Below are 17,536 nucleotides of genomic sequence, written 5' to 3'. Positions count from 1 at the left end.
TTATTCTTCCGGTACTCTCAGACCCAGCGGTTATTAACCACTAGGATTTGCTCCCGGACAAAAGTCCTTTACAACCCGAAGGCCTTCTTCAGACACGCGGCATGGCTGGATCAGGCTTGCGCCCATTGTCCAAAATTCCCCACTGCTGCCTCCCGTAGGAGTCTGGGCCGTGTCTCAGTCCCAGTGTGGCGGATCATCCTCTCAGACCCGCTACTGATCGACGCCTTGGTGAGCCTTTACCTCACCAACTAGCTAATCAGACATCGGCTGCTCGTATAACGTGAGGCCTTTCGGTCCCCCACTTTCCCCCTCAGGGCGTATGCGGTATTAATCCGGCTTTCGCCGAGCTATCCCCCATTACACGGTACATTCCGATGCATTACTCACCCGTTCGCCACTCGTCAGCGGTGCAAGCACCCTGTTACCGTTCGACTTGCATGTGTAAAGCATGCCGCCAGCGTTCAATCTGAGCCAGGATCAAACTCTTCAGTTCAATTCCAAGCAAATTTTCTGGCACGCAAGATCAAAGAAACATCGAGACATTTCTCGTCTTGCAGTGCAAGTGTTTGGTCATCGACCGAGCACTTACACCTATCGGTTATTCGTTCTGTTAAAGATCAGTGCAGATCGCTGCGTTTCGTTTCCGTCGCTGCGTTGTCTGCTGAGGAGGTGAAATATACGTTACAGCCCTTGCTCCGTCAACACCTATTTTGAAAAAAGATGGAGTTTTTCAGATATTAATCCGTAAACCCATGATTTCAATAAAAATCATCTGATCCCAATTTTACAAGAACTTTTGCAGAGCCAGGAAAACCGGGCCTCCCAGCTCATTGTCGTCGGCAGATAAGCTGAAAAAATGGCTGGGTTTTCTGGTGTTTTTCTGAAAAAACCGCTTTTCGGCAAATTATTCGGGGCAGACTTTATGACTTAGGCATTAATTGTTAAGCTGAGCGCATACCACCGCCCAGGAGACCGCCATGCAGCAAACCTTGCGTCAACGATTGGAAGGCTTGCCCACGCCGTTTTACGCCTTGATGCTGAGCGATGTGTTGAGCGGGCTGGCAATGGGCGCCGGTTACGTCGCCATCAGCTGGTGGGTGGTGCAGTCCGGCGGCGCGCGCGACATGGCCTGGTTCGGATCGGTCACCGCGCTGGTGATGTTGCTGTCGCTGCCGCTGACCGCGCCGCTGGGCGACCGCCTGCCCAAGAACCGGCTGATTGGCGGCGGCATGCTGCTGGCGATGTTGAGCGCCCTGTTGTTGGCGCTGATGGCGGCAATGGGCTGGTATCACATCGGCTGGGTGATCGCGGTGGAGTCGCTGGCGATGCTGGCCTGGTCCATCGTGCTGCCGTCCATGCTCAGCATCGCCGCCGAGATGGTGCCGGCGGCCAGGCTGGGCGATGCGCTGTCCTTGCAGAAAAGCTCGCAGTCGGCGGGAAATCTGATCGGCCCGGTCTTGGGCGGCGGCCTGATGGCGGCGACCTCGCCCACCCTGACCCTGCTGGCCTATGCCTTCTTGCTGGTGGTGGCGGCCGCGGCTTCCTTATATGTGCGCGTGCCGCCGCGCGCGACTGGCGCCATCCGCAGCCCCTGGCTGGACGATATCCGCAGCGGCCTGTACGCGCGCTGGCGCATTCCTTTGGAACGCTATTGGACCTTGGCCGTATTCATCACCCTGGTGGCCTTCATGCCGCTGGTGACCACCTTGCTGCCGGTCAAGCTGCACGCGCTGGGCTTGTCCGCCGCCTGGCTGGGCGGCTGTGAGGCGGCGATCAGCGCCGGCATGCTGCTGGGCTCGCTCTGGTTCACCCATGTGCTGCTGCGCCGTTTCAGCCGTTACCAGGCGCGCACCATAGGCATGCTGGTCTGTGGCGTCTTGATGCTGGTGGTGGCGGTCAGCGACAACCCTTGGCTGATCCTGGCCTGTTTCGCGGTGATGGGACTGATGTTCGCGCTGAACCAGCTGATCGGTCAGACCCACCGCACGCTGGCGGTGCCGGAGAATTACCGCGCGCGCTTTTCCGCCATCAATGTGATGCTGGTGAAGATAGGCTCGATGTTGGGCCCGGCGCTGGCCGGCGCGCTGCTGCATGTGTTGCCGCTGGAGCGGGTTTACCTGATTTTCGCGCTGCTGCATTTGGCCACCGTGGTGCCGATGCTGCTGCTACCCGGCATGAAGGCCTTTTTGGCGCTGGACCATGAGGAGGTGAAGGATTGGTATTGGCGGCAGCATCCGGAGGCATTCCGCGATTTGGCTCCCGCGCCTCCCGCCAAGGAGGCCTGTGAGCTGCGCTGAGGCGGATGCAAGAACGGCGGCCCAGGGCCGCCGTTTGCGTTGCTATATATAAGGAGTGGATCAGAGCACGTAACGCGCCAGATCTTCGCGCTCGGCCACTTGCTCCAGCTTGCTGTCCACATAGGCGGCATCGATCTCGCAGCGGCCGGCCTTGGCGTCGAAAGCCACTTCTTCCAGCAGCTTCTCCATCACGGTATAGAGACGACGCGCGCCGATGTTCTCGGTTTTCTCGTTGACCTGCCAAGCGATCTCGGCCAGACGCTGGATGCCGCTGTCGACGAACTCCAGTTCCACGCCCTCGGTCGCCATCAGCGCCTGGTACTGGCGGGTCAGGCAGGCGTTGGTGCTGGTGAGGATGGCCTTGAAGTCGTCCACGGTCAGCGAAGACAGTTCGACGCGGATGGGCAGGCGGCCTTGCAGCTCCGGGATCAGGTCCGACGGCTTGGACAACTGGAAGGCGCCGGAGGCGATGAACAGAATGTGGTCGGTCTTGACCATGCCGTACTTGGTGGACACGGTGGTGCCTTCCACCAGCGGCAGCAGGTCGCGCTGCACGCCGGCGCGCGACACGTCGGCGCCGCCCTGGCCTTCGCTGCGGCTGGTGACCTTGTCGATCTCGTCCAGGAACACGATGCCGTTCTGCTCGACGTTCTTCAGCGCTTCGGCGCGCAGTTCCTCGTCATTGACCAGTTTGGCGGCTTCTTCGTCTATCAGCAGCTTGCGCGCCTCGGTCACCTTCATCTTGGCCGTCTGCTTCTTGCCGGAACCCATGCCCTGGAACATGCCTTGCAGCTGGCTGGCGAAGTCTTCCATCCCCGGCGGCGCCATCACATTCATCTGTGCCATCGGCGCGGCCACTTCGATTTCGATCTCTTTATCGTCCAGCGCGCCTTCGCGCAGCATCTTGCGGAATTTCTGGCGGGTGGCGCCGTCTTCCGGCTTGGCTTCCGCCTCCGGCTCGCCGCCGAAGAAGCCGGCCTGCTGACGCGGACGCGGCAGCAGCACGTCCAGGATGCGGTCTTCCGCCGCGTCTTCCGCGCGCGGGCGGTTACGCTTGATGGCGGCGTCGCGGGTGTCCTTGATCGCCACTTCCACCAGGTCGCGGATGATGGTGTCGACATCGCGGCCGACATAGCCCACCTCGGTGAACTTGGTGGCTTCTATCTTGATGAAGGGCGCACCGGACAGCTTGGCCAGGCGGCGGGCGATCTCGGTCTTGCCCACGCCGGTGGGGCCTATCATCAGGATGTTCTTGGGAGTGATCTCGCTGCGCAGCGGCTCGGCCACCTGCTGGCGGCGCCAGCGATTGCGCAGCGCCACCGCCACCGCGCGCTTGGCCGCGTTCTGGCCGATGATGTGCTGGTCCAGCTCGTGGACGATTTCCTGCGGGGTCATTTGCGTCATGACATTCTCCAGCCGGAAGCGGCGCTTCCGGCGATTTGATTCTTGAATCGGACGGACGGGGCGGCTCAGTTGGCCGCCGGCTCTTCGGCGTCGTCCAGCAGTTCGATCACATGGTTGTGATTGGTGTAGATGCAGATGTCGCCGGCGATCTCCAGCGATTTCTTCACCACCACTTCCGGCGCCAGATCGGTGTTGTCGAACAGCGCGCGCGCAGCGGCCTGGGCGTAGGCGCCGCCGGAGCCGATGGCGGCGATGCCCTGCTCCGGTTCCAACACGTCGCCGTTGCCGGTGATGATCAGGGTGCTGTCCTTGTCGGCGACGATCAGCATCGCTTCGAGCCGGCGCAGCATGCGGTCGGTGCGCCAGTCCTTGGCCAGTTCCACCGCCGACACCAGCAGATTGCCCTGGTGCTTCTGCAGCTTGGCCTCAAAACGCTCGATCAGGGTGAAGGCGTCGGCGGTGCCGCCGGCAAAGCCCGCCAGCACCTTGCCGCCGTGCAGCTTGCGCACCTTGCGCGCCGAAGCCTTGATCACGATATTGCCCAGGGTCACCTGGCCGTCTCCGCCCAGCGCCACGCGCTTGCCGCGGCGAATGGAGACGATGGTGGTTCCGTCGAACTGTTGCATGTTTTGTATTCCAGAATGAGGTCGCCACCGGCACGCCGCCGTGGCCAATACAGCAAGATATGCAGGCGAAAGCACAGATTGCAAGCGCCGTGCCGCGTGCGCCGGCTGGCTGCGGCATCCCTTGCCCCTCATTCATTTGGGGATGTGATCGGCATCAAGCCGTCCATGCTTTCCGCTTGGATAATGAGAATAGTTTGTATTATCATCACCGCATGAACCAGCGAATTCTCCGTTACTCGGCGCTCTCCAGCACGGTGGGCCTGCATGCCCTGGCCTTCGCGCTGATGGGCGGCATGGTGGCGATGCAGCAGCCGATCACGCTGCCACGCGTCGCCAGCATGGAAATGATCAGCCTGGCCGCGCCCAGCCAGGCCGCCGCGCCGGCTGCGCCCAAGCAGCAGGCCAAGCCCGAGAAAAAACCGACGCCGCAGGTCAAGCCCACGCCGACGCCCAAGCCCGCTCCGGTCAAACCCAAGGTGATGGCCACGGAAACGGCCGCGCCCAGCCCTAAGGCCATCAGCGTGCCCAGCGCCGCGCCGGCGGCGGAAAGCAAGCCCAGCCCGGCGGCCAGCTCCGCCGAGGGCGGCAGCTCGCACGGCCAGTCGGCCAATGCCAAGCCCTCGGTCACCGAACCGATGTACCGCGGCGGCTATCTGAACAACCCCAAGCCGGCCTACCCGGCCTTGTCCATAGAAGAAGGCGAAACCGGCACCGTGCAGCTGCGCGTGCACGTGTCCGCCCAAGGCCAGCCGCTGGACGTGGCGCTGGCCACCAGCAGCGGCTTCCCGCGGCTGGACCGCGCCGCCGTGGCGGCGGTGAAGCGCTGGACCTTCACGCCGGCCAAGCGCGGCGCTGAAGCCATCGCCTACACCTTTATCGTTCCCGTTGAATTTTCTTTGAAGTCTGGCAAATCATGAATCTAATGACTGTATTCCAACAAGGGGACGCCGTGCTGGTCACGGTGTTCATGATCCTAGTCCTGATGTCGGTGCTCACCTGGTACCTGATCCTGGTTCGCGGCGTCAGCACCTGGCACATCCGCCGCGCCAACAAGCAGGCCGAAACCGCGCTGTGGGACGCCCCGGACTGGAAACAGGCGGAAGCCCAGTTGCAGGATTCGCGCGCGCCCTTCGCCAACCTCACCCGCCAGGGACTGGCCGCGCTGCGCCACTACCGCAGCCAGGCGGAGCGCCCGCTGGGCCAGAGCTGCGATCTGGATGAATTCCTGACCCGCGCCATCCGCAAGGGCCTGGCCCAGGAAAACGGCAAGCAGGAAACCGGCATGACCATGCTGGCCTCGGTGGGCTCCACCGCGCCCTTCATCGGCCTGTTCGGCACGGTATGGGGCATTTACCACGCGCTGGTGAACATCGGCGCCGCCGGCCAAGTCACCATCGCCGCGGTGGCCGGCCCGATCGGCGAAGCGCTGGTGGCCACCGCCGCCGGCCTGGCCGCCGCCATCCCGGCGGTGCTGGCCTACAACGCCCTGACCCGCATGCAGCGCATCATGGCGCAGGACATGGACTACTTCGCCCACGATCTGCACGCCCAATTGCTGACACAGTCCGGAGAAATCGATGGCCTTCGGTAGTTTCGACAAAGGCGCCTCCGCGCCGATGGCGGACATCAACACCACGCCGCTGGTGGACGTGATGCTGGTGCTGCTGGTGGTGTTCATCATCACCACCCCGCTGCTGACCAATACCGTCAAGCTGGACCTGCCGCAGGCCAGCGCCGCCGCGCAGCAAAGCCAGCCCAAGGAAATCCGCCTGGCCATAGACGCCGCCGGCTCGGTGTTCTGGAACGACGTCAAAGTGCCGGAAGGCGAGCTGGACGCCCGCTTCGCCGCCGCCGCGCGCGACAACCCGCAAGTGGAGCTGCATCTGTTCGCCGACAAGAGCGTGCGCTACGAAGCGGTGGCCAAGACCCTGGCCAGCGCCCAGCAGGGCGGCATCAGCAAGATAGGCTTCGCCACCGAAGCGCCGTAAGTCCCCCTTGCGAGCAGGCCGGCGCCCGCCGGCCGCTCGCCGCAGAGCCGTCACGCAAGCCCTGCCCAATGGCTTGCTTGAGGACTCTGCCGGCCGGCCCCAACAGGCCTGAGCCGCCGTAGACGCGAGACCCGCGTCCCATCACGCCAGCGCGCAGCCGCCTACCCGGCCGCTATTTCGCGCCGCTTCCTCATTCCTCTCCATTCATCCGATCAACTGCCGCTGGAGACCTCATGTTATTGCACATCCCCGCGGTGCTGAGCGCCGAAGAACTGGCGCGGGGCCGCGAACTGCTGGCCCGCGCCGACTGGGCCGATGGCCGCATCACCGCCGGCAGTCAGTCCGCCCAGGTCAAACGCAATCTGCAACTGCCGCAGCAGCTGCCGGAAGCCCAACAACTGCAGGCCATGGTGGAAGGCGCGCTGCAACGCAACGGCCTGTTCTTCTCCGCCGCGCTGCCGGCCAAGATCTTCCCGCCGCTGTTCAACCGCTACCAGGCCGGCATGGACTTCGGCAACCATGTGGACAACGCGGTGCGGCGCCACCCCTTTGACAATGGCTGGGTGCGCACCGATGTGTCCTGCACCCTGTTCTTCAGCCGCCCGGACGAATACGAGGGCGGCGAACTGGTGATCGAAGACACTTACGGCTGCCACAGCGTCAAGCTGGACGCCGGCGACATGGTGCTCTACCCGTCCACCAGCCTGCACCGGGTAGAGCCGGTCACCGCCGGCGCGCGGCTGGCCTCCTTCTTCTGGGTGCAAAGCATGATCCGCGACGATGGCAAGCGCCGGCTGCTGTTCGACATGGACGCGGCGATCTCCAGCCTGCGCCTGCAGCTGGGCGACAACGCAGCGCTGATGGCGCTGACCGCGAACTACCATAATCTGCTGCGGATGTGGGCCGAGCCTTGAAAGCCTGTCTGCGCTGCGCGCAACGTCGAACGGTTCAGCTACCCGATGTGGATTTCGCTTGTTCAACCGCTCCCACCTTGTCCCGTCTGGCTGGCAAGATCATGAAGCGGCACGGAACATCCACACAAAAACAATACACATTCGCAAGCGCTAATATGCGAACATGGAAAGCTTGATCCCATCCGGCGGCGCGGCCACCGGATGCGTGTTCTCGCCGCCGCCGCGCCGTATCGGCGGCGGTATCACTTCATCACAACAACAGCACACTTTTCGATTCCACTATGCGCATCATCACTCTCGGACTGGCTCTCGGACTGCCCGCCGGCCTCTACAGCAGCTTCAGCGCCGCCGCGCTGCAACCGATCAGCGAAGCGCCGCTGGCGGTCAACACCGCCATCAGCTGCCAGCACAATAAAGACAACAGCCTGGATTGCGTCACCAGCAAGCGTTTCACCATCCTGCACCCCTCCGGCCGCGAACAACTGTCGCGCATCGACTTCACCTACCCGGCCGAAGACCGCCTGCAAGTGGAGCGGGCGGAAGTGATCCAGCCCAACGGCAAAGTGATCAAGCTGGGCAAATCCCAGATCGAAACCCGCGCCGCGCCCAATCCGGACGCCGGCGTCAGCCGCGACATGCAAACCTGGATGGCCTTCCCGGAACTGGCCGTCGGCAGCACCGTGTCCTACCGGGTCAAGAGCCACAACGCCGCGCAGCCGCTGGCGCGCCAGCTGCGCTACCAATTGGACCTGGGCCCGCAGAAAGCGCGCGAGGACAGCTTCAGCTTCGAGCTCCAGTCCACCCGCCCGCTAAGCTGGCGCGGCATGATGCTGGACGATTACAGCGTGGACGCCAGCGCGGACCGCAAGCGCATCAAGGTGACGCTGCGCCAGCCGCGCTTCCTCAGCTATATCAATGAGTGGAACAACAGCGCGCTGCGCGAATGGCCGCAGCTGGTGATCGCCACCTCGGAGCAGCCGCAAGACCACTTCGGCGCCCACGCCCGCCGCTACAACGAAATCCTGGCCGCGCCGCTGCCGCCGGCCGCCGCCGCCGTGGTGGCCGCCAACCGCGGCAAGCCGGCCGCGGAACAAGTGGCCGCCTTCATGCAGCACATCAACCGCAACTACCGCTACCTCAACGATACCCGGCTGGCCGAGCGCGGCCTGGTGCCGTTCACGCTGGCGGAGATCGAGAAACACGGCTACGGCGACTGCAAGGACCTTTCCACCCTGCTGACCGCCATGCTGCGCCGCGCCGGCATCGCCGCCGAGCCGGCGCTGATCTTCCGCGGCAAGTTCGCCCCGCCGCTGCTGCTGCCCGGCATTGGCGCGCCCAACCACATGATCGTCCGCGCCGACATCGCCGGCCAGACCTGGTGGCTGGACCCGACCAACCCCTTCTTCCAGCCCGGCCGCATCATGTCGGACCTGCAAGATCGCTGGGCCTTCATCATCGGCAAGGACGGCACGGTGAGCCAGACCCAGGTGCCGATGGAAGCCGCGCGCACGGATCTGAACATCCGGCGCGAAAACACCGTGCAAGCCGATGGCAGCGCCGACATCCGCGCCGATATCGAACTGGCCAACTCCGCGCTGATCGACACCATTCTGCAAGACCGCTACCAGGGCGTCAGCGCCACCGACCAAAGCCTGTGCAACCGGCTGAGCAGCCAGCCGGAAGGCTGCAAGGTCCAGCGCGACAAAACCTCCTTCATGGTGCCGTCCAGCTACCCGCTGCGCATGAGCGTGCGCGACCCGCGCATGCTGGAAAAGATTTCCGGCCTGTTTCTCTACGACTCCCACTACAAAGGCGTGTGGGACAGCTTCGACAGCTACAAGCGCAACGGCAATCTGGCCGACGTCTACCTGGGCGACGCCAGCGCCATGCAATCCAACGTGCTGCTCAAGGGCGCCAAGGCCATCCAGCCGGACTTCGAATGCAAGGTGAACACCCCCTGGTACGAAGTGGACGCCAAGCAGCGGCAAACCGCGGCCGGCATCCGCGTGCAATACCGGATCAGCAACAAGGTGCGCTGGCTCAGCCACGCCGAGATCAGCAGCCCGGAATTCGCCAAGCTGATAGACGATGCCCGCGGCTGCGTGTCGCAGATCCGCCAGATCGTCAAACTCTGAGAAGCTGTACGATCTGCTGCGCGTCGTGAGACGTTGAACAGACTCTGAGGCCCATCCCGGCCAAAGCGCAAAAGGATGCCGTAGGCATCCTTTTTGTTTTTGTAAGAACTGGATTATTAAGAATTAATTTAAGCAGCCGCGCGTCAAGCATGGGCAGTACAAATAAATAAACGCTTGCCCCTACTGGGCCAGTGGCCGAAAATGAACATCTAGAGGCTATGCAATCGACAAATACGAGAGAAACAAATCATGACGCACCCCGCCGCCGGCCCGGCCAGCAAGGAAATCCGGCTCGCTCCTCATGAACTGATCATCACCAAGACCGACCCCACCGGCCACATCACCTACGCCAACCGCGTGTTCATGCGCATCGCCGGCTACGCCGAGCATGAGCTGCTGGGCAAGCCGCACAATCTGATCCGCCACCCCGACATGCCGCGCGGCGCCTACCGGCTGATGTGGAAAACCCTGCAGCAGGGCCAGGAATTCTTCGCCGTGGTGAAAAACCACAGCAAAAACGGCGACTACTACTGGGTGCTAGCCAACGTCACCCCGGATTACGACCTGCGCGGCCAGCTGCAAGGCTATTACTCCGTGCGCCGCCCGCCCAGCCAGGAAGCCATCGCCGCGATAGAACCGGTCTACGCCCAGATGCGCCAGATCGAAGCCAGCCACAACAAGGCCAACGCGCCGGACGCCTCCGTGGCCTGGCTGCAGCAAGTGCTGGCGGACAAAGGCGTCAGCTATCAGGACTTCATCCTGTCCCTCAATGCCCAAGTGCTGCAAGCGCCGGGGGTGGCCGCATGAACCAGTTCCAACACAAACCGCCCTTCCTGCGCGCCCAGCTGGGCTGGTGCATCATAGGCTTCAACCTGCTGGTCGCCTTCTCGCTGCTGGACAGCTATCTGTTTCCGGAAATCGTCGGCCGCGTCGTGGACGCGCTGCTGCTGGCCGCCTCCATCGCCCTGTCCCTGCTGCTGTGGCGTCACAGCGGCCGCATCTTCGGCCTGCTCAACACCCTGCACGAACAACTGGGCTACGCCAGCTCCGGCGAACTGCACCACCGCGCCACCGGCACCCGCAACCTCGGCGAAGTGGGCAAGCTCGCCTGGCAGCTCAATGATTTCCTCGACCTGATCGAAACCTACTTCAAGGAAATCAACACCTGCTTCAAGGCCATCAGCGCCGGCGACTACAGCCGCCGCCCGCTGAGCCAGGGCCTGCCGGGCATCCTGGCCAGCTCGCTGGGCAGCGTCAACCGCGCGATCCAGACCATGGCCGACAACGACGGCTATATCCGCCGCAACCGCCTGTCCTCGCAGCTGGCCGCGCTCAACAACCCGCATTTGCGCAAGGACCTGGCCAGCAACCAGAGCGATCTGGAAGACATCAGCCAGGCCATGGCCGACGTGGCCGCCATCACCCAGGACACCGCCGACGGCGCGCGCGTCAGCCTGGAAACCGCCCAGCACCTGTCCGGCCACCTGGACACCATCGCCGACAGCGTCAGCAGCATGGACACCGCCAGCACCGCGCTGGCCCAGGAATGGCAGGGCATAGAAACCTCGCTGGCCGACATCTCCGCCATCGCCGACCAAACCAATCTGCTGGCGCTGAACGCCGCCATTGAGGCCGCCCGCGCCGGCGAAACCGGCCGCGGCTTCGCGGTGGTGGCCGACGAAGTGCGCAAGCTGGCCGAGCGCAGCAAGAGCACCGCCAACAATGTGCAGGATGTGCTGGAAAACCTGTCGCTGCGCATCGGCAATATGCAGACCCAGGCCAGCGCCGCCGGCAATGTGGCCAGCCAGGTCAAGGAATCGGTGGAAACCTTCCGCCAGCGCTTCAGCAGCCAGGTGGAGCAGTCGCAACAAGTGATGGCGCAAGTGAACCGCGTGTATGACAAATCCCAGCTCAGCCTGCAAAAAGTGGGGCACGTGATCTTCAAGCAGACCGCCTATCACTCGATTGAAGAGGCCAAGCCGCTGGAGCAGGGCAGCGAGCTGCAAGGCTGGCTGCAACAGCAAGGCCAGCAATCCTTTGGCCAGACCCGTTCCTGGAGCGAACTGGCGGCCACCGAACAGCAGGCCAGCCAGCACATCGGCGCCGCGCTGGCGGTGTTTGGCCAGGAAGGCCCGCTGGACGAGCAGGAGATCGTCGAGCGGATGCAGAAGCTGGAGCAGGACAGCGGCCGCATCCTGCGTTACCTGGACAAGCTGGGCGAGGAGAAGCACGGCCAGTAAGAACCTGTTTACGATCTGCTGCGCGTCGGCGGGGTGGATAGAAGTGGGCGTTGAAACCAAGCTCAAAATGCTCATGTACCACCTGTACATTCCGCTTTTTCGCTCGTTTTCGCCTTAGCTCGCGAGATCGTAAACGGGCTTTAAGGCCGTCCCCCCTTCCCCACGCGACAAGGCGGAAGTCCCCTGGAGGGCTTCCGCCTTTTTCTTTTACCTAGCGCTTGCGGCCAAAACGCTCTTCCAACTGTCTGCGCCAAATCCTGCCCTCATGTGTGCGGTGATAGTGGTCGACGTAAGGGAAGACCTTGAGGTGCAGCGCGCTCAGCAGCAACGCGTGCTCCAGCAGATTGAAGAAGCCTATCCAGTAGCCACGGCCATCGATGTCGTCAAAGTCGATGTCGCGGGCGATGCGGCTGAGCAAGCCGCCTCCGGCATAGGGCTGGTTGTCCTTCAGCCATTGCAACAAATGGCCGGCGCATTCGCGGCCATAGGCAGCATTGGCGGCAAAGTCGTCATTGGGGGCCGGCATTTGCCAGTAATGCGGGTAACTGCGTTCTGGCAGATAGCTGACGAAGGGGAGCAGGGTGTCTTGTAGCTCGGGAGCCGGCAGTTTGTAGCGGCGTCGGCGGGGGAAGGGGTGAGTTTGTTGCATGGTGTTTCTCCTGCTGTGACACAAGATAAACCACCTGCCGGGAGAAGCTGAGGTATTAGGCAGGCGCGTGGCAGGATTGGCGTACCGGACTTAACTATCAAACCGGCGAGTGCATAGCACTCCCCCACCACGCACCTGCCAAGAGTGCGTAGGCATAGAAAAACTGCTTGCGCAGTGCTCCGCGCAAGCAAATCGATAGTTAAGTAACGGGACGCCAATCCCGTGTGCCGCGTGTGGGCGGCAACGGGGGGATTGTTGCCGAGGGGGCGCTTGGGGTCAAGGTGGGGTGGTTGCTTTGCTTGAGCGTGGCTGACTTGTTGAGTGATCTGGTTGTGAATCCGCTGCGCGGATGATGATTTTGGTGCCGCTTTCCGCGCTAATCGAGCGAGGCAAGCGTAGCGTCGCGAGGGGACACCCGGGCGCTACACGAGGTGGTCTTTTTTGAATTAAGAGGGGTGGTTTAGCGAAGCGGGGCATTTCTGTGGATAACTTGGATCCATTGCTCTTGTCTGTGGATAAGCCTAGCTCCCTAAAAGAAAGCATGTATCCGACGCGCCCCTGGTCCCTTCAAGCCTGCCGACGGGTGGCAGGCCCGAGGTCTTAAGCGGCTGCTTGTTCGAGCAGCGCGACGTTAGCGCGCTGCGAGTTCAGCCGCGCCTCGGGCCTGACGGGACCCGGCGGGAAGCCGTAGGCCAGGCTTGCAGGGCGGCCTTTGGGGTGAAGGGGAATTTGGCCGAGCAAATTCCCCTTCCTGCCTGCCGGGCAGCCCCGGCAATCAAAATCATCATCCGCGCAGCGGATTCAAAACCCTCATTTCACCTACAGATGGCTTACCTCTCCTAACCGGTTCCGGAAGGAAGCCCCCGCCCCCACAACAAATGCAAAAAGGGCGAAAACCCCAACCGAGGTTTCCGCCCTGCAAGCACATCAGCGTCCACAAACCCTAGAAACTAGGACCCCGCCCCCTGCCGCGCCGGCTCCCCGGCCGCCTCCGCAGCCGCGCCGCCGGCCAAACGCCGCAAAGACCCAAAAGCCCCGCACATCGCCAGACTGGCCGCCGCGGCCGCCGCGCCGAACCAAGCCACCGCCGTCAACGGCGCCAAGGCCCGCGCCAACGCGCCCAGCCCCAAAGCGCCCAGACCGTCGCCCACCACATCCTGCGCGTTCCACAGGCTGTTCACCCGGCCCAGCAAATGGTCCGGCGTATTGCCCTGCACCAGGGTGAACTGCAACAAGGACGCGATCGAACCGAAATAACCCAGCAAGGCCAAGGCCAGCAGGCCGTAAGCCAGATGATGAACCAGGCCCAAGGACGCGATGCTCAGCGACGAAGCCAGCACGCAGCTCAACATCACCGCGCCGGGGCGGCTCAAACCGCCCACCCAGCCGCTGGTGAACGCGCCTATCATCGCGCCCAGCGGCACCGCCGAATACATCAGGCCCACCTCGAAAGCGCCGCCGCCGTAACCGTCCTCCGCCAGCGAGGGATACAGCACCCGCACCGCGCTAAGCAGGGTTTGCAACGTGCCCACCGCCACCACCGCGCCCACCACCTTGTTCTGCCACAGGAACTGGAAACCCTCCAGCAAGGAACGCAGCGGATGCGCCGGCTCCCCGCCCTGCGGCTTCAAGGACGGCAAGCGCGTCAGCGGGATCAGGGTGGCCAGGGTGCCGACGCCGGCCAGCAGATAGTTCCAGTTGACCCCGACGGCGGCGATGATCAGGCCGCCCAGCAAGGGCGACAGCACGCCGCCAATGCGCATGGTCAGCATGCTCAGCGCGCCGGCGGCAGGCAGGTTTTCACGGCCGACCAGCACCGGAATCGACGCCATCAGCGAGGTGATGCCGATGCCGCTGAAAAAACCGTCCCAGGCCGACACCACATAGAGCGCCAGCACCGAGGGGTTGGTCATGAAACCGTTGAGCGCCAGCGCCAGAAAGCCCAGACCGCACAGCGAGCGGCCCAGCAGGATCAGCCGGCGGCGGTCCATGCGGTCCGCCAGCACGCCGCCGCACATCAGGCCGGCGAACATGCCGATGCCGTCCAGCGCCATCGCCGCGCCCACTTGCAGCGTGGAGCCGGTGAGCTGATGGATTTGCACCGGCACCGCCACCATCAGGATGCCGAAGGCGAACACCGAGATCATGCGGGCGATGAAGATGGAGCGGAAATGCGGATTGAGCCTGAGCAGGCTGAAATCGACGAAGATGGGCGACTTTTTCATGACGGGTTGTTTTGATCTCGACAGGGGTGGAGGCCGCGCGGCATGCGTTGGCGCGGCCGGCAAGAGGGTGTGCCGTTATGGATGCCGCATGGTAACATCAGCAGTCTGTATTAGGAATCATTTGCATTTGATCATGTCAATCAGCCTCGCCGCGGCTCGGCCCGCGCCCTCGGCGGCCAGCCGCCGCCTGACCCTGCTGCTGTGCTGCCTGGCCGCGCTGGCTCTCATTGTCCTGCTCAGCCTGATGCTGGGCGCCAAACCGATTCCCGCCGCCGTGGTCTGGCGCAGCCTGCTGCACGGCGGCGGCGATCCGGACAGCGTGATCGTGCTGCAAGGCCGCTTGCCGCGCACCCTGCTGGGCCTGCTGGCCGGCGCGGCGCTGGGCCTGTCCGGCGCGCTGATCCAGGCGCTGTCGCGCAATCCGCTGGCGGACCCCGGCGTGCTGGGCGTCAACGCCGGCGCCAGCTTCGCCATGGTGCTGGGCGTGGCGGTCTGGGGCGTGGACAGCCAGCTGGGCTATCTGGGCTGCGCCGCCGCCGGAGCGCTGGGCGCCACCTTGCTGGTGTGCACGGTGGGCGCGCGCGGTCGGCGCATGGACCCGCTGCGCTTCGTGCTGGCCGGCGCCGCCGTCAGCGCGGTGCTGATGGGCTTGTCCACCGCCATCACCCTGCTGGACCCATTGGCCTTCAATCAGCTGCGTTATTGGAACGCCGGCACCCTGGACGTGCGCAGCATGACGCCGCTGGCGCTGACGGCGCCGGTGATGATCGCCGGCATGCTGCTGGCGCTGTTGCTGGCGCGACCCTTGAACACCCTGGGCATGGGCAGCGACCTGGCGGTGAGCCTGGGCGGCCGGCCGCTGCTGATCCAGGCCGGCGTGGTGCTGGCCATCACCCTGCTGTGCGGCGGCAGCACCGCCGTCGCCGGGCCCATCGCCTTCGTCGGCCTGATGATTCCTCACCTCGCCCGCTGGCTGGGCGGCGCCGATCTGCGCTGGACGCTGCCCTTCACCCTGTTGCTGGCGCCGATGCTGCTGCTGGGCTCGGACATCGTCGGCCGGCTGCTGACGCCGGGCGAATTGCGAGTGTCCATCGTCACCGCCTTCATCGGCGCGCCGGCCCTGATCTGGCTGGCGCGTCGTCACGCCGCGCCCGGAGGCCGGGCATGAAGCCGGCGGTGTGGCGGTGGGGGGATCCGGATGGCGCTTGCAATGGCCGGATGGCGCTGGGCGGGCTGTGGACCGGCCTGCTGCTGGCCGCCGCCTGCGCGGCGCTGGCGGCGATGAGTTTGCGCGCCGGCGCCTTGCCGCTGAGCCTGGAGCAGTTATGGCAGGCCTTGCAAGGCCAGGGCGGCCAGCTGGAGGTGGCGGTGGTGCAGCAATGGCGGCTGCCACGGGTGCTGATGGCGCTGGTGGTGGGCGCGGCGCTGGGCATGAGCGGGGCGATTTTCCAGTCCTTGATCCGCAACCCGCTGGGCAGCCCGGACGTGGTGGGCTTCAATACCGGCGCCTATACCGGCGCGCTGGTGGTGATTACCTTGTTCAACGGCAGCCATTTCCAGATCGCCGGCGGCGCATTGGCCGGCGGCCTGCTGGCCGCGGCCCTGGTCTATCTGCTGGCCTGGCGACAAGGCGCGCACGGTTTCCGCCTGATCATCGTCGGCATCGCCGTCAGCGCCATGCTGAGCGCGCTCAACCATTGGCTGCTGATCAACGCCAGCCTGGAGGCGGCGATGGGCGCGGCCACCTGGGGCGCGGGCACGCTCAACGGCATGACCTGGAACAAGGGCCTGCCCTCCGCGCTGTGCTGCCTGCTGGCGATGCTGGCGGCGCTGACGCTGCAGCGGCGCATGCGGCTGCTGGAGATGGGCGACGATTGCGCCAGCGCGCTGGGCGTGCCGGCGGAACGCACTCGGCTGTGGCTGATGGGGCTGGGGGTGGCGCTGATCGCTTCCGCCACCGCCGCGGCCGGGCCGATTTCCTTCATCGCGCTGGCCGCGCCGCAGATCGCGCAGCGGCTGCAGCGCACCCAGGCCACCAGCCCGCTGACCGCGGCCTGGACCGGCGCCTTGCTGCTGCTGGCCGCGGACTACGGCGCCCAGCAGCTGTTCTATCCTCGCCAGCTGCCGGTGGGCGTCGTCACCATCTGCATTGGCGGCCTGTATCTGCTGTGGCTGTTGCTGCGCCAAACCGGAGCCCGAAAACCGTGACTTCCCTGAGCTTGAAACTCTATGCCGCGCCGGCCTCCCAGGCGACGGAGCCGCCGCGGCTGCGCGGCGATCGCCTGCGGCTGGGCTACCGCCAACGCACGATTTGCGAACAGCTGGACGTGAACATCCCCAACGGTTCCTTCAGCGTGATCATCGGCCCCAATGGCTGCGGCAAGTCCACCTTGCTGCGCAGCCTGAGCCGGCTGTTGAAACCGCAGGCCGGCCAGGTGTGCCTGGACGGCCGCGACATCCACGGCTATCCGGCCAAGACGGTGGCGCAACAGCTGGGCCTGCTGCCGCAAAGCGCGGTGGCGCCGGACGGCATCACGGTGACGGATCTGGTGGCGCGTGGCCGCTATCCGCATCAGAGCCTGTTGCGGCAATGGAGCCGGCAGGACGAGGAGGCGGTGCGCCATGCGCTGGCGGCCACCGGCACCGACGCGCTGGCGGACCGGCTGGTGGACGAGCTGTCCGGCGGACAGCGTCAACGGGTGTGGGTGGCAATGGCGCTGGCGCAGCAAACGCCGCTGCTGCTGCTGGACGAGCCGACCACTTATCTGGACATCGCGCATCAGATCGAGCTGCTGGAGTTGTTCCGCCGCTTGAACCGCGACGGCGGCCGCACCCTGGTGGCGGTGTTGCACGACATCAACCATGCCTGTCGCTACGCCAGCCATTTGATCGCGATGCGCGACGGCCGCATCGTGGCCGAGGGCGCGCCGCGCGACATCGTCAGCGCGGACTTGATCGAGCAGGTGTTCGGCCTGCGCTGCCTGATCATCGACGATCCGGTCAGCCATACGCCGATGGTGATTCCGCGCGGGGGGTGAGACCCGCGCCGAGATCAGAA

15 protein-coding genes and 1 rRNA gene are annotated in these 17,536 nt (G+C 64.5%); 11 read left to right on the top strand and 5 right to left on the bottom strand.

Annotation, left to right across the window (positions count from 1 at the left end; all coding sequences use genetic code 11):
• Window positions 1–493 (bottom strand): 16S ribosomal RNA (locus tag VI26_RS13035); the annotation flags it as partial.
• Between the two features lie 484 nt (window positions 494–977).
• Between VI26_RS13035 and VI26_RS13030 the strand changes: the two genes are divergently transcribed.
• On the top strand, window positions 978–2,297 hold the full coding sequence (locus VI26_RS13030) for an MFS transporter (protein ID WP_048410172.1): 1,320 nt from the start codon (window positions 978–980) through the stop codon (window positions 2,295–2,297).
• A 60-nt stretch (window positions 2,298–2,357) separates the two neighbouring features.
• Here the strand turns inward: VI26_RS13030 and hslU are convergent, their stop codons facing one another.
• Both hslU and hslV read right to left on the bottom strand, forming a co-directional pair.
• Complete coding sequence (gene hslU, locus VI26_RS13025; protein ID WP_048410171.1) at window positions 2,358–3,701, bottom strand: ATP-dependent protease ATPase subunit HslU; 1,344 nt, start codon at window positions 3,699–3,701, stop codon at window positions 2,358–2,360.
• A gap of 65 nt (window positions 3,702–3,766) precedes the next feature.
• The gene (hslV, locus tag VI26_RS13020; protein ID WP_048410170.1) at window positions 3,767–4,327 is read right to left on the bottom strand and encodes an ATP-dependent protease subunit HslV; all 561 of its coding nucleotides are present in this window, start codon (window positions 4,325–4,327) and stop codon (window positions 3,767–3,769) included.
• A 212-nt stretch (window positions 4,328–4,539) separates the two neighbouring features.
• Between hslV and VI26_RS13015 the strand changes: the two genes are divergently transcribed.
• From VI26_RS13015 to VI26_RS12985, 7 genes are all read left to right on the top strand, one after another.
• The gene (locus VI26_RS13015; protein WP_048410189.1) at window positions 4,540–5,244 is read left to right on the top strand and encodes an energy transducer TonB; all 705 of its coding nucleotides are present in this window, start codon (window positions 4,540–4,542) and stop codon (window positions 5,242–5,244) included.
• Window positions 5,241–5,918: a MotA/TolQ/ExbB proton channel family protein gene (locus VI26_RS13010; protein WP_048410169.1), complete on the top strand. Its 678-nt coding sequence runs from the start codon at window positions 5,241–5,243 to the stop codon at window positions 5,916–5,918. Before VI26_RS13015 ends, VI26_RS13010 begins: the two co-directional genes overlap by 4 nt.
• On the top strand, window positions 5,905–6,315 hold the full coding sequence (locus VI26_RS13005) for a biopolymer transporter ExbD (RefSeq protein ID WP_048410168.1): 411 nt from the start codon (window positions 5,905–5,907) through the stop codon (window positions 6,313–6,315). Before VI26_RS13010 ends, VI26_RS13005 begins: the two co-directional genes overlap by 14 nt.
• A gap of 233 nt (window positions 6,316–6,548) precedes the next feature.
• Complete coding sequence (locus VI26_RS13000; RefSeq protein ID WP_048410167.1) at window positions 6,549–7,229, top strand: Fe2+-dependent dioxygenase; 681 nt, start codon at window positions 6,549–6,551, stop codon at window positions 7,227–7,229.
• Window positions 7,230–7,510: 281 nt separating this feature from the next.
• The gene (locus VI26_RS12995) at window positions 7,511–9,364 is read left to right on the top strand and encodes a DUF3857 domain-containing transglutaminase family protein (RefSeq protein ID WP_048410166.1); all 1,854 of its coding nucleotides are present in this window, start codon (window positions 7,511–7,513) and stop codon (window positions 9,362–9,364) included.
• Window positions 9,365–9,613: 249 nt separating this feature from the next.
• Window positions 9,614–10,171 (top strand): PAS domain-containing protein, encoded by a 558-nt coding sequence (locus tag VI26_RS12990; RefSeq protein WP_048410165.1) that lies wholly within the window; start codon window positions 9,614–9,616, stop codon window positions 10,169–10,171.
• Window positions 10,168–11,604, top strand: coding sequence for a methyl-accepting chemotaxis protein (locus VI26_RS12985; RefSeq protein WP_048410164.1), 1,437 nt, complete (start codon window positions 10,168–10,170; stop codon window positions 11,602–11,604). The genes VI26_RS12990 and VI26_RS12985 overlap by 4 nt, the downstream gene beginning before the upstream one ends.
• A gap of 211 nt (window positions 11,605–11,815) precedes the next feature.
• On the opposite strand, the gene VI26_RS12980 is transcribed toward VI26_RS12985, so the two are convergent.
• The gene (locus VI26_RS12980; protein WP_048410163.1) at window positions 11,816–12,253 is read right to left on the bottom strand and encodes a hypothetical protein; all 438 of its coding nucleotides are present in this window, start codon (window positions 12,251–12,253) and stop codon (window positions 11,816–11,818) included.
• A 950-nt stretch (window positions 12,254–13,203) separates the two neighbouring features.
• A complete protein-coding gene (gene entS / locus VI26_RS12975; RefSeq protein WP_048410162.1) occupies window positions 13,204–14,478 on the bottom strand; it encodes an enterobactin transporter EntS in 1,275 nt (424 codons plus the stop codon).
• A gap of 133 nt (window positions 14,479–14,611) precedes the next feature.
• Here entS and fepD point away from each other — a divergent pair, with 133 nt between their 5' ends.
• The 3 genes from fepD to VI26_RS12960 are packed head-to-tail and all read left to right on the top strand — an operon-like array spanning window position 14,612 to window position 17,516.
• The gene (gene fepD / locus VI26_RS12970) at window positions 14,612–15,646 is read left to right on the top strand and encodes a Fe(3+)-siderophore ABC transporter permease (RefSeq protein ID WP_048410188.1); all 1,035 of its coding nucleotides are present in this window, start codon (window positions 14,612–14,614) and stop codon (window positions 15,644–15,646) included.
• Window positions 15,643–16,686: an iron-enterobactin ABC transporter permease gene (fepG, locus tag VI26_RS12965; RefSeq protein ID WP_048410161.1), complete on the top strand. Its 1,044-nt coding sequence runs from the start codon at window positions 15,643–15,645 to the stop codon at window positions 16,684–16,686. Before fepD ends, fepG begins: the two co-directional genes overlap by 4 nt.
• A complete protein-coding gene (locus VI26_RS12960; RefSeq protein WP_082151047.1) occupies window positions 16,683–17,516 on the top strand; it encodes an ABC transporter ATP-binding protein in 834 nt (277 codons plus the stop codon). The genes fepG and VI26_RS12960 overlap by 4 nt, the downstream gene beginning before the upstream one ends.
• Window positions 17,517–17,536 lie beyond the last annotated feature (20 nt).

Origin of the sequence: Chromobacterium sp. LK1, from assembly GCF_001043555.1 — a bacterium.
GTDB lineage: Bacteria > Pseudomonadota > Gammaproteobacteria > Burkholderiales > Chromobacteriaceae > Chromobacterium > Chromobacterium aquaticum.
Note: the sequence above shows the minus strand (reverse complement) of the source record. Positions and strands in the feature narration are given on the sequence as shown.